Genomic DNA, 12,141 nt, shown 5'->3' with positions numbered 1-12,141 from the left:
TTATTTTTCACCAAATTCAAAAACCGAAGGATGCTGTTCCATCATTTCAAAGTACTTATCCGGACGCTGCTGCGCAATAAAACTTACACCGCGCTGAATATAGTCGGCCTTACCGGTGGTCTGATCGCCTTTCTGCTGATTACGTTGTACGTGCAGTATGAATTCAGCTTTGATCAGTATCACGAAAATAAGGATCGCATTTACCGGGTAGTCAAACAAAATAAGGGGAGTGAATACTTCGGCTCCGACCGCTACGCCGTGACGCCTCCCCCCCTCGCTCCTACCCTCCAGGAAGAATTCCCGGAAGTAGAAGCAGCAACGCATCTCTATGCCCCGAAAAGTACTTTGATCGGCGTGGATCAGGCAACCTATCTGGAAGAAAAAGTGGTGGGCGCTTCTCCCGAAATATTCGATATTTTTTCGATCGAGATTCTCTCAGGAAATCAGGGAGAACTGCTCACTGAAAAATACTCGGGAGTGATCAGCGAGTCGCTGGCGCAAAAGTATTTCGGTAACGCCTCCCCTATCGGACAAACCATTCTCTATAAAGGCAGCCATCCCTACACCATCGTGGGCGTAATGGCCGACCTGCCCGCCAACAGCCATTTCCGAATGGACCTGCTCCTCGATTTTGCGGGGATGCTGGATACCGAACCCGCAACCATGGATCAGTGGCAGAACAATTTCTTTTATACGTATTGTCTGTTAAGAGATGAGGCCACGCCCCAGGAACTGGAGGCCAAACTCCCCAGCATCGTTGCCAAGTATTTAACCGATGCCAATGGCGGAGGTGCCTTCAATAACACCCGCTTTTATCTACAGCCCGTACCCAGCATACACCTCCAATCCAGGATCAATTTTGAGATCAATCCGAACGGGGATATCCGCACCCTGCGAGTCTTTATTCTTATTGCACTACTGATCTTACTGATCGCGGGTATCAATTACATTAACCTCAGTACCGCAAAAGCATTTCGCCGGGCGCGGGAGATCGGGATCCGGAAAACCATCGGTGCCCATCGCCGGCAATTAGTCTTCCAGTTTCTGGGAGAATCATTTTTCCTAACCTTTTGCGCCCTGATCCTTACCCTCGTTGTTGTTCATTACCTGTTGCCCGGTTTTTCGGAATTTGTCGGCCGGGATCTCAGCCTCTCCCCCGTCGGGCAGATTTGGTTGATCCCGTTTTTACTCGTGGTTTTCCTGCTGGTCGGCCTGCTGTCCGGGCTCTATCCGGCGGTGGTCCTGTCTTCTTTCAAACCCCTGTCTATCCTAAAAAGCCATGCCCCGTCCGGGCAGAAGAAATCTACTCTGCGCAATACCCTGGTCGTCGCTCAGTTCGCCGTTTCGGCGGCCCTGATCATCAGCACGCTGGTCATCTCCCGCCAGCTGAACTTTATCAAAAGCAAGGATATGGGGTTCAATCGGGAACAGGTGATCGTACTGAATATCCGGGATTTTGAATTGCGCAAGAAGACGCAGACCCTCAAGGAAGAGCTGCTGAGAATACCGGAAGTAAAAATGGTCTCGACGGCTTCCGATATGCCCAATTTTTTCGATTCCAGTACGGGAGCCAACTGGCCCGGGAAACCGGAAGATGTGGACGTGCGCCTGTATACCGGCCAGATCGATTATGACTATCTGGATCTTTTTGAAATGGAACTTGCCGAAGGGCGGGGTTTTTCCCGCGAATACGGCGACGAAAAAAACGCCGTACTGCTCAATGAAAGTGCGGTAAAGGCTCTGGGCTGGGAAGAACCGATTGGTAGACAGATTTTCAAATGGGGCCGGGATACGGCAACGGTGGTGGGTGTACTGAAGGACTTTCACCACAATTCCCTCCATTTGTCCATTGCGCCGATGCAGCTTTTTTTCACCGCATCTTCCCGGCAGGTGGCCGTAAAGGTCAGTGGTAAAAATATGGCGGAAACGATTGCCGCCATCGAGGCCGCCCAAAAGCAATTTGCACCCAATTACCCCGTCGAGTACCAATTCTTCGAAGAATCCTTTGCGCAGGCCTACGAAAGTGAGATCAAAACCGGGAAAATGGCGAGCTGGTTCACCCTGCTGATCATCATCATCGCCTGTCTGGGCCTCTACGGACTTTCTGCTTTTACCGCGGAAATGCGGATCAAGGAAGTAGGCATCCGGAAGATCCTCGGTGCTTCGGTAGGATCACTCCTGCTGCTGCTCTCGAGAAACTTTTTATCACTGATTATACTGGCATTCCTGATCGCCACCCCGCTGGCCTATTATTTTATGAGCCTGTGGCTTGAGAACTTTGTCTACCACATCGATATTGGCCTGTCCGTCTTTATCTGGACGCTGGTGGCCATGCTGGCCATTACCCTGCTGACGGTGGGGTATCGCACGCTGCGAACGGCGCTGGGGCGGCCGGTGGAGGCCTTACAGCAGGAAGATTAGCCCACGCTTACTCGACTACGAAGTGGTAACCGACCCCCTTGATGGTCACGATCCGCAGGCGGGGATCCCCTTTCAAATAATCCCGCATTTTGGTGATGTAAACATCGAGGTTCCGCGAGTTGAAAAACGAATCATCACCCCAGATCTCCTGCAGGATGTGCTTGCGTTGCACGATGCGATTCTGGTATTCGCAGAGAATGCGCAGCAATTCGGTCTCCCGGTGGGAAAGCGTACGGCTCTCTCCCTCGAAATGCAGCTCGTATTTATTGGGTAGAAAATTGTAGTGGCCGAGCGTAATGGTATCCCCCGGAGCGGGCGGGGCGGTCTGCTGACTGCTCAGGTGGAGCAGATTCTGGACCCGCACGATCAGTTCCTCCATACTAAAGGGCTTGCGCAAATAATCATTGCCACCCGATTTGAATCCCTGGAGTACATCTTCGGTCTGATTTTTTGCCGTCAGGTACATGATGGGCACCTGCGGATTTTCCTCGCGAATGTCCTGTCCGATAGCGAAACCGTCGCGGTTAGGCAGCATGACATCCAGGACGCAAACGTGCGGCTGAAAATCCCGATACGCCTGCAGGGCCTGAGCGCCGTCGCGGATCATCCGCACCTGAAAGGCCCGGCTTTCGAGACTTTCCTTCACGATCCGCCCCAGAAAGGGTTCGTCCTCTACGTATAAGATCTTGGTTAATTTCATATGCTTTTTTTTTGCGCGTCTCGCTTTAGAACCTTATTGGCCCGAACCGGAAGGATTAGTAAGCTCGATAGAGATTGCTAAGCCCATATTACCAAAGATTGTTTTAATAAGCTCGATAGAGATTGCTAAGCCCATACCACCAAAGATTGTTTTAATAAGCTCGATAGAGATTGCTAAGCCCATACCACCAAAGATTGTTTTAATAAGCTCGATAGAGATTGCTAAGCCCATACTACCAAAGATTGTTTTAATAAGCTCGATAGAGATGGTTAAGCCTGTAAACGCAGAGATTTTAATGCCGCCTTAGTAGGCTCGCCGGGGATTACAAATCCCATAAAATTCCGCTTACCAATCCCTAAAGGGCTTAGCAATCGGAATTTTAGTTTTTTGGAAAGGTCAGGGTAAAACGGCTGCCGTTGCCCGGTTTGCTGTGTACTTCCACCCGCCCGCCGTGTTTGGCCACCACTGCCGCCACGTAGCTCAGGCCGAGGCCGTAACCTTTGGCATTGTGCACATTACCCTGCGGTACCCGGAAGAACTTCTCGAAGATCCGTTCCTGGTAGGCAGCGGGGATACCCATGCCATTATCCTGCACACTGATGCGCAGCCAGTCTGGTTCCGCTTCCAGGTGCAATTTCACTTCCGGTTGCTGTCCGTTCCGGTATTTGAGGGCATTATCCAGTAAATTGAACAGGACGGAACTGAGGTGCGTCCGGTCTCCCTGAATGGAAAAATCGCGACCGCTCACCTTCAGTTCGTGCCGAGCATCGTACTGATCGAATTGCACCTGCATGGTCCGCAGAATGGTCCGGGTTACTTCGGACATATCCAGCGTTTCCAGCTGCAGGTCCGGTTCTTTCTGTTCGAAGGTAGTGAGTCGCAGTACCCGATCAACCAGTAAAGACAATCGCTTGAGTTCATCCCGGGAAATATCCAGGTATTCCCGGGTAAGAGCGGGGTCCTGCAGCGCCCCAAAATCCCGCAGCGCCTCGATGGCCACACTAACGGAACTGATCGGAGTCTTCAATTCGTGGGTAATATTGCTGAGCAATTCGTTTTTAAGTAATGAAAGCCGGTGTTGCTTGCGCAAACTCCGGTAGATTAGAGCGAATGCCAGGGCGATCACCCCGAACAGCAGCAGCGAGAACAGGGCTTCTTCCCACATCTGTCCCAGTACGAATGCGCGGTAGTTGGGAAATACTGCCATAAATTCCTGACTGCCGAACATATTGGCGCTCACCGCCCGGGTTGCCAGTCCGGATGCCGGCACCATTTCTTCCGAATGCAATGCAAAAGGCAGCAGCATATCCTCCTGCTTCAGTTTGGCGGTATACAGCGTCTGCACCGTATCCACGGACAGGGAATCATTCGCCAGGCCGAACAGGATCTGCATGCCCATGGGTGCGCGGTCGGCCCGGGCGAACAAATTCCGGATACCACTGGCGCTCGAATCACTCATCGTAAGCATGGATGAAGAAGGGCCTTCCGAGATGACCTCATCGACCTGACTGATCACGATCATTCGGCCGGTATCAAAACCAAGTCCCGGCAATCCCGGCAGGCTGTCGGTTTCCACATGCATAAAGTGATCTGCCCCGAGCACCCGCTTTTTCAGGATCCGGGTGGAAAAATTAATCGTGGGGTTGAGAGGTGCGTGGTCAAGGTTGACCCGCAACTCACAGCTATCAGCTAACCCCACCTCGTCGCGCAGGCGGTCGATGGTCTGGGCATCGTACAGTTCGCGCACAGCGATCTCCAGGAGTTCGCCCGCCCGTCGGGTAAACTGCGACTTCTCCGTCCGGTAGGTCCGTTCGAGCCACACCGCCTGAAAAGCCAGCAGCAGTACCAGACCGAACAGCATCAGCCCTACCGGCAACCAGTCTTTTTTTCTTTTGTACATACTACAAAAATAAGCCAATACCAGATGCCGTACCGACTGCATTAACCTTAATTAACCTTAAATTCAGTTTGCTTAACCGATTCCCGGAGCAAAGGGCTTTAGGTTTGTCGAAAAAAAGAGATATGAAAAAATCGATCCTACTCCTACCGCTCCTAATCCTCGTCTCGTTCTGGTTGCCGGCGCAAAATGCCGGTAAGATCATTTACGAACAGCGGATCAATCTGCACAAAAGACTGGGTGAGGAAAATGCTCAGATGAAAGCCATGCTCCCGGAATGGCAGGAATGGAAAACCCAACTGGTGTTCAAAGACCAGGCGAGCCTCTACCAGAATTACGAGGATGAAGAAACGGACGGCAGTATCAACGCTTCCAGTGGTGGCATGCGGATCCAGCTCCAACGTCCGGAAAGCATCACCTACCATGATCTGCAGGGTAAAAAGCGGATCCAGCAGGAGGAGTTCATGCAAAAACGCTACCTGATCACGGAGGAGATCCCCAAATCATCCTGGAAGATCACGGGTGAGCAGAGAGAGATCCTGGGCTATAACTGCCAACAGGCCGTTCTGCAGGAAGAGACGGCCGAAGGCGAAGAAACCCGGGAAGTGGTAGCCTGGTTCACTCCGGAGATCCCGCTCGCTGCCGGTCCCGGTGCTTACGGCCAGCTGCCGGGACTAATCCTGGTAATCGATATCGACAGCGGTACCTCAACCATTGAAGCCAAAAGCGTGGACCTCACGGCCAAAGTGAGTGATAAGGATATTGAGGCTCCCAGCAAGGGAAAAGAAATGACCCGCGAGGAATTCCGCCAGGAACAGGAAAAGATCATGCAGGAGATGAATCACGGCGGAGGCCGCGGTATGCGGATCCGGTTCTAGGAATGTTTTGATCGATCTTGAGAAAATCGATACCCGTTTTAAAGAATAATCACCCGACGAAAGGAGACGGGCGGTGGATATTCCACCGCCTGTTTTTTCAGTTAGCTTTTTAGTGTCCGAAAGGGACTTTTATAATAGCAATGACAATTGCAATCACAATAGCAAGGAAACGACAGCTGACGGATCCAGTTTGACCTTACCGCCTGATCTTAGGCATTGAAGTTGCGATTGCCATTGAAATTGCCATTTTTACAGGCTTTTTTAAAAAAAATAGAACCTCCACTACCGCCTGTCTTTATTGCACTACCACTAAAAGACCTTTTCGTACAGTTCCCGCTCGACATCTTTCCCTTTTCCGGAACGCACTTCCAGCAATTCAAAAACATTCGTCTTGATGGTATGGGCAATATCCCCGGTGGGCAGGTCATTACAATCCAGGCCAAACGGGTCTTCGATCTCTTCCCCGAGCAGTTCCACTCCCAACAGGGCAAAAAACATGAACATCACCAGCGGCACCGTCATCATGTGGAAGGTATTGACCAGCGCAAAGGGCAGCATCAGGCCGTAGGCGGTGATAAAGATCTTCAGATAGACCGCGTAGGAAAACGGAATGGGTGTTTTTTTGATCCTTTCGCAGGCTCCGAGAATATCCAGCAAAGACTGGTGCTGGGCCTTGATATTGATGTAATCTCCTTCATTGATCTCGCCCTTGCGATGGGCCTCGGCGATGCGCTCGAAGATCTGCAGGGCAATGTGATTCGGGATGTGACCTTTGTTCTCGTAGTAGGTACGGTCTTCGTCGTGGAGAAAAACCAGTTTATCCAGCTTGGTACCTTCCCGCAGGTGCTCCACCAGAGCCAGACAGAAATTGGAGATGTGCTTGGCAAAAAAATGACGGGTTTCCGGATCTTCCTTCGGGAACATCGTCCGTACGTAGATAGCCAGGTTCCGGGTATTGTTAACCAGGGCGCCCCACTGCTTGCGGGCTTCCCACCAGCGGTCGTAAGCCGAGTTGGTCCGGAATACCAGAAAAATACTCAGGATAACCCCCAGCAGGGAAAATACGCTGGTATTGAGACGGATATACTCGGCCAGTTCAAAATATTCCACGACGATACTGACGGCCGCCGCGTAAACCCCGATAGCAAATACGCTGCGCATTATCCGCACCATGGTCCAGGAACGCGCTAAATGGCTGACATCGGAAAACCAGTTCTGATTAGTCTTATAAAGGATCATGCAGGTAATTTTGAAGGTGAAATTGCAAAACTTTTCGGCAGGAATAAAATGATCAAACAGAGAAAGGCCGCAAAGAGTTGAATGTCAACCCACAAAATCAAGGCTACTGCTGGTTCGCTCCGCCCCGGCCATCAGGAAATGGACAGGCGCTTGGAGTCATTAAGCCGGAGCAATACTGGTAAGGAGAGCTTAATCTAAGACCGGAAAGTTCATTTGCCCACCCCGGGTTGATACCCGACAAAGATAGGTGATAAAAGGTCGAACTGCCCGATGGGCGCCGGGACATCCGGAAGTCAGGACGTTGGCTCCCCAACGGGAATCCCAACGCCCTGCTTTCCCAGGTCTTTATTTTCGAATATTCGCCTCAAAATCCGTGGCCTCCTCATTCCGGTCGGTAGCCAGCGGCGGTTCCGGAGACAGGGCAGCGATGCGATTGTACAATTCCGGGCTCATATCTACTTCCACCGCGGCGAGCGCCGGTTCCAGCTGGTCGGTATTACGGGCGCCGATGATGGGTGCGGTGATGCCGTCGTGGGCATTCACCCAGGCGATGGCCAGCGATACCGGATGGATCCCCACTTCCCCCGACAGTTCGGTAAAATCTTCGGCAATACGGTACACTTCCTGATCGCCGTAGCGGATCCGGTACATCTCATTTTCCATCAATCGACCGGATTCCGGGCGCTTATCCGCACCATATTTGCCGGTGAGCAATCCACCACCCAGCGGACTGTAACTGATCACGCCCACCTGCTCGGAAATGGCCATGGGCAGGATCTCTACTTCCGCCTGCCGTTTCACCAGATTGTACATCGGCTGGATACACTCAAAGCGGGCCCAGGCGTGCTGCCGGGAAATGCCCAGAGCTTTGGCAACCTGCCAGGCCGCATAGTTACTGGCTCCGATGTAGAGGATCTTGCCCTGCCGGACCAGGTCGTTCAGTGCACTCAGGGTTTCCTCCAGCGGAGTGGTCTCGTCGAAGTGATGGATGAAATAGAGATCGATATAATCGGTATTCAGGCGACGCAGGCTCGCTTCAACCGCCCGCACAATGTGGTAACGGGAAGCACCGCCGTCGTTCACACCTTTGCCCGTGCTGAAATAGACCTTACTGGTGATCACTACCTGATCCCGGCAATCCGCGATCAGCTTTCCCAGTATCTCTTCCGAACGTCCCTGTACATAGACATCGGCACAGTCAAAGAAATTCACTCCGGCGTCGCGGCAGCGGTGAAACATATCCGCCGAAGTTTTAGCGTCGGCGTTTCCACCAAAAGACATGGTACCGAAGCAGAGGGAAGATACTTTAACCCCCGTCCGGCCTAATAATTTATACTCCATTTGTTAAACTGGTTTATTCGTATTTGCAATTCTCCAGACACCCGGCCTTATCTGATCATGACCACTTCACCCTTCATGATGGTGGTGGTCCCGTCCGTAAATTCAACTTCCAGGAAATAGATGTAGACGCCTTCGGGCATCGGGCGGCCGTTGACCTGTCCCCGCCATCCCTGTTGCAGATCGTTGGGAGCCATGTCGGAGGTTTCGAATACCAGGCTGCCCCAGCGATCGAAGATCCGCATCATCCGGATGTTGGCTACGGTCTCATCTCCAAAAATGGTGAAGCTATCGTTGAAACCGTCCTCATTCGGACTAAAAGCATTCGGAATGAATACACTCGTTTGCTCTTCGGGAACGGGCGGTGGCGGCGGGTTATCCGAAGGAATCACGGTCACAGTCAGTTGATCGGTAGTCGTACATCCGTTGGCATCGGAAATGGTAAAGCTGTAAGTGGTCGTTTCGGTGGGTCGCAGGGTCAGTCCGCCCCGTTCGGCCACCACGCCGTTGAGTGGGCTCCAGCTCAGGTTGGACAGAGAACCACTGGTGACCGGCCTGATGAATGTACTTTCTCCTTCATTGATCTCCACATCCGGCCCCAGTTCGAGCGAAGGACCTGCCGGCAGGGAGAGGGTAACGGACTGGGCGCTTTCACAGCCGCTATTATCGCGCAATACGATCAGATAGCTGCCGGCCGTCAGGCCGCTCATCTGCCAACCGTCGGAAGGCCCGTAGGCGCTGCCGTTAAAGGAGATCTCGTAGGGGCCGGAGCTTCCCACGATATCCTCCAGGCGGATAACACCCGAAGCCGGAGCCTGACAGGTGGGGTTCGTGGTCAGGTATTCCGCCACGGAAGTACCGCCCGGGTTGATGCGAATGGAACTGCTGTCCCGGCATCCACCAACGTCCGTAACCGTTACGGAGTAGGAGCCGGGAGCGACGTCCATCAGGGCGGTCTGGCCGTCCCAGGCATCGATGTTCCAGTCGATTACCAAACCGCTGGGATCGGGTACATTGAGGCTGATCGCGGCGAGCGGGTTATCACAATCCGGCTCCTCATCGACCATAATTTCTACCATGAGGCTACCTCCTATTTCCAGATCTACCGATACGATGTTGGAATTGCAACTCGCACTTTCCAGACGGGCGAATACCGTAGTGGTGGCCGCCGGAAAATTAGCCGGATCAACGATCGGCTGGGTGGCGTTGGCGTCGCTGTACCACACCACCGGCAATGGACTGCCGTCACTGATCTCCGCATCAAAGAGGGTCAGATCCAGCGTACCATTCGGATCGGTCGTGCAGGTACTCAGCGGATCGGCGGGCATAACCGCTACCGGAGCGGCTATCACCTGGATCTCCACCACCTGGCCCATCTGATTGAGACTATCCAGATTCAGATCATCGCCACAGGCGGAATAATTCTGGATATCGGCAATGGAGCTCACGATATTGGACAGTAAAATGTCCAACGTCAAGGAGCCGTTGGGTTGAATATAGGAAAGTCCCCAGAGGCGATAATTGCCTTCCGGCAGACCGGAGTAATCAAAATCACCGTCGTAGCTGTAGCCCATAATCGGGTATTCCGGGCTTTGGTCGCTGGTAATGAGAAAGGCGTATTCAAAATCGAAGCCGGGAGCCATGGGCTCGGTCTCATCCGGCTGATCGTAAACGGCGGTAAAGGCACCGAGATCATCCCCGGCGCACAGCACGATCGGAGCTTCAGTGATACCGTCGGGCGCCTGCAGGTCTCCGGCGTCGGTGATCCGGCAATCGTAAATGGTGCCCCCGCACTGCATGAAGGCACCCGTTTGCAACAGGGCGATAAAAGCCGCGTTTTCGGCATTGTTGGGAGCACCGGGAGTTTCCCCGGTCGCTACCGGCGGGTTATCGTAATTGGTTGCGTCATTCCAGTCATTGCTCACAAAATTGGTGAACCGGATAACCAGGCCCGACTGGCTGTCTCCGTTCAGACGAAAATAAGCCGGGCTGTTCTGCACATCGGGATCCAGTTGGAGGCCTCCCCAGGAAATAGCGTGGACAACCGTTTCGCAGGCATCCCTTATCTGAAAAACATCTCCGGGATTCCTGAGGCCGATCTGCCAGCCGGATACGGAGGTTTCCGGGTCGGCACAGGGGCAGTAGTTCGGATTGTCGGTCACGGGATTGCTGTTGCAGGCCCGCACACAGGCATCGTTCGCCGGTATGATGTAGACGCCGTCCTGGTTTGCATCGGTGGGATCATCCGCGGGTAATGCGGGATTCGGGTCTTCCGGGTTGTAGATCACGAGTATGGAACCCGGAGGAACCGCCTGGTAACAATCTCCCAGGATAAAATGACCGGTCGCATTGCCCTCGCCGGAGGCCGCTACATTGTTATCGTCGAGTATCCAACCTTCGAGGTTGACCGGCGCCAGAGGAGCGGAGGGATCCGGGGTGACGATCATTTCAATATATTCCTTGTTATTCTGCCCGGTGGTCGGACCGTTGGAGATCTCATTGATAAACAGACCGCCGCCCTGATGACAGAACGGACCGCTGCCCTCGTACTGGGCCTGGAGATCCTGGGCCGAAAAACATAAACCAACCAAAGCAAATAGCGTAAATAATCTCTTCATGTTCAAAATACTCGATTTATTACCGCCCTTCCGGAACCGGTATTATGATAGTACTAGTGTCGTTTTCTCAAGCAGCAGGGATTAACCACATCGCCAGAACAGCAAGGTAGCAAAGATGGAAATTCAGTAAATGGAGTTGCAATCTGAAGATACACTCTTGAAACGGGTGCGATGCAAAAATATTATTTCAGAAGGAAATGTCGGCAAGAATAGGAAAAAATTACGGGAGACTCGAAGGGTGGGGCCTATAAATGCAAAACCGACGGCAACCGCAAGGGTTGACGCCGGTTCTGAGCGGATCGTAGATAATCAATCCTTTTTCGACTCTTAGATACGGTCGATAAAGTCTTTAATTTCTTGCTTGCTTTTACCGGTTCTTTCCTGGATCCGGCCGAGAAGTTGGTCTTCTTTACCTTCCTGATACATCAGGTCATTGTCGGTCAGTTCACCGTACTCTTCTTTCAGTTTACCTTTAATTTGGTTCCAGTTTCCTCGGATACGATCAGTCGTAGCACTCATAATGTTTGGTTTTTGGTTAATGGTTATTTACTAATGTTCTCATACCTAAAACCAGAATTCGGGTATTGATGTTCGGCCCTTTACCCAGAACCCAGCGAACACCCCATATCGCTCAGCCGTTTAAATAGAAAAGAACCAATATGAATAATCGAAAAGACTATCCTTATAGTGATGAAGACCTGCAAGGGTTTGAAAAGAATGTGAAAGAGAAACTGGCCACCCTGCGTCAGCAACTGAAAGACCTGAACGACCGGAAGACGAATTTTCTGGAAAGTACCAACCTCGAAAAGTACGATTACGAAGAAGACAGTCAGATGGAACAGGAGACCCTGAAACTCAACGGGCTGATCGAAAATGACATGAATCAGATCCAGGCCCTGGAAGCGGCACTGCTCCGGATTGAGAACAAGACCTACGGCATCTGCACCGAGACCGGAGAATACATTCGCCGGGAAAGACTGGAAGCCATGCCGGAAGCAACCACCTGCCTGAAAGCAGCAGCCAATTGATCCCACGTTTCGATCCCAAAGC

10 protein-coding genes are annotated in these 12,141 nt (G+C 52.3%); 3 read left to right on the top strand and 7 right to left on the bottom strand.

The annotated features are described in order from the left end of the window. Positions 1-30 precede the first annotated feature (30 nt). Positions 31-2,421 carry an ABC transporter permease gene (locus CRP01_RS18750; RefSeq protein ID WP_099151619.1) on the top strand — a complete coding sequence of 797 codons (2,391 nt, stop codon included), beginning with the start codon at positions 31-33 and terminating at the stop codon, positions 2,419-2,421. A 7-nt stretch (positions 2,422-2,428) separates the two neighbouring features. Here the strand turns inward: CRP01_RS18750 and CRP01_RS18745 are convergent, their stop codons facing one another. The 3 genes from CRP01_RS18745 to CRP01_RS18735 all read right to left on the bottom strand — a co-directional run bounded on the left by CRP01_RS18745 (position 2,429) and on the right by CRP01_RS18735 (position 5,021). Then, positions 2,429-3,121 carry a response regulator transcription factor gene (locus tag CRP01_RS18745; RefSeq protein ID WP_099151618.1) on the bottom strand — a complete coding sequence of 231 codons (693 nt, stop codon included), beginning with the start codon at positions 3,119-3,121 and terminating at the stop codon, positions 2,429-2,431. Positions 3,122-3,154: 33 nt separating this feature from the next. After that, positions 3,155-3,352, bottom strand: a complete 198-nt coding sequence (locus tag CRP01_RS18740) for a hypothetical protein (RefSeq protein WP_099151617.1) — start codon at positions 3,350-3,352, stop codon at positions 3,155-3,157. A 148-nt stretch (positions 3,353-3,500) separates the two neighbouring features. After that, entirely contained in the window at positions 3,501-5,021 is a 1,521-nt protein-coding gene (locus tag CRP01_RS18735) for a sensor histidine kinase (protein ID WP_170110443.1), read from the bottom strand. Between the two features lie 122 nt (positions 5,022-5,143). Between CRP01_RS18735 and CRP01_RS18730 the strand changes: the two genes are divergently transcribed. Beyond that, the gene (locus CRP01_RS18730) at positions 5,144-5,896 is read left to right on the top strand and encodes a GLPGLI family protein (RefSeq protein WP_099151615.1); all 753 of its coding nucleotides are present in this window, start codon (positions 5,144-5,146) and stop codon (positions 5,894-5,896) included. Between the two features lie 309 nt (positions 5,897-6,205). Here the strand turns inward: CRP01_RS18730 and CRP01_RS18725 are convergent, their stop codons facing one another. The 4 genes from CRP01_RS18725 to CRP01_RS18705 all read right to left on the bottom strand — a co-directional run bounded on the left by CRP01_RS18725 (position 6,206) and on the right by CRP01_RS18705 (position 11,610). Further along, on the bottom strand, positions 6,206-7,135 hold the full coding sequence (locus CRP01_RS18725; protein WP_099151614.1) for a bestrophin family protein: 930 nt from the start codon (positions 7,133-7,135) through the stop codon (positions 6,206-6,208). Between the two features lie 345 nt (positions 7,136-7,480). Continuing rightward, positions 7,481-8,476 (bottom strand): aldo/keto reductase, encoded by a 996-nt coding sequence (locus CRP01_RS18720; protein WP_099151613.1) that lies wholly within the window; start codon positions 8,474-8,476, stop codon positions 7,481-7,483. Between the two features lie 47 nt (positions 8,477-8,523). Continuing rightward, the gene (locus CRP01_RS18715) at positions 8,524-11,091 is read right to left on the bottom strand and encodes a gliding motility-associated C-terminal domain-containing protein (RefSeq protein ID WP_099151612.1); all 2,568 of its coding nucleotides are present in this window, start codon (positions 11,089-11,091) and stop codon (positions 8,524-8,526) included. Between the two features lie 327 nt (positions 11,092-11,418). Next, positions 11,419-11,610 carry a CsbD family protein gene (locus tag CRP01_RS18705; protein ID WP_099151610.1) on the bottom strand — a complete coding sequence of 64 codons (192 nt, stop codon included), beginning with the start codon at positions 11,608-11,610 and terminating at the stop codon, positions 11,419-11,421. A 140-nt stretch (positions 11,611-11,750) separates the two neighbouring features. On the opposite strand from CRP01_RS18705, the gene CRP01_RS18700 reads away from it, so the two are divergent. Next, the gene (locus CRP01_RS18700; protein WP_099151609.1) at positions 11,751-12,119 is read left to right on the top strand and encodes a TraR/DksA family transcriptional regulator; all 369 of its coding nucleotides are present in this window, start codon (positions 11,751-11,753) and stop codon (positions 12,117-12,119) included. The last annotated feature ends 22 nt before the right edge of the window (positions 12,120-12,141 follow it).

The organism is Flavilitoribacter nigricans DSM 23189 = NBRC 102662 (assembly GCF_002646595.1).
Classification (GTDB): domain Bacteria; phylum Bacteroidota; class Bacteroidia; order Chitinophagales; family Saprospiraceae; genus Flavilitoribacter; species Flavilitoribacter nigricans.
The sequence above is the reverse complement of the archived record's forward strand: the minus strand, read 5'-3'. Positions and strand labels throughout refer to the sequence as shown.